Origin of the sequence: Flavonifractor sp. DFI.6.63, from assembly GCF_024462255.1 — a bacterium.
GTDB classification, from domain to species: domain Bacteria; phylum Bacillota; class Clostridia; order Oscillospirales; family Oscillospiraceae; genus Lawsonibacter_A; species Lawsonibacter_A hominis.
Genome location: NZ_JANGBE010000097.1, coordinates 1 through 379, shown reverse-complemented (window position 1 = coordinate 379; position 379 = coordinate 1). Strand labels below are relative to the sequence as shown.

The following is a 379-nucleotide window of genomic DNA, read 5'->3' as shown; positions in this document are numbered from 1 at the left end:
AAGGGGTGCCCCAGAAATGGGGCCGCAGAGAATTGGCCCAAGCGACTGTTTACCAAAAACATAGGTTTCTGCTAAGTCGCAAGACGATGTATAGGAGCTGACGCCTGCCCGGTGCTGGAAGGTTAAGGGGATCTGTTAGAGCAATCGAAGCAGTGATCTTAAGCCCCAGTAAACGGCGGCCGTAACTATAACGGTCCTAAGGTAGCGAAATTCCTTGTCGGGTAAGTTCCGACCCGCACGAAAGGCGTAACGATTTGGGCACTGTCTCAACAACAGACTCGGTGAAATTGTAGTCCCGGTGAAGATGCCGGGTACCTGCGACAGGACGGAAAGACCCCATGGAGCTTTACTGTAGCTTGACATTGGGCCTCGGTACTAC

1 rRNA gene is annotated in these 379 nt (G+C 52.8%); it reads left to right on the top strand.

Annotated elements, in window-relative coordinates:
• Positions 1-379 (top strand): 23S ribosomal RNA (locus tag NE547_RS18055); the annotation flags it as partial.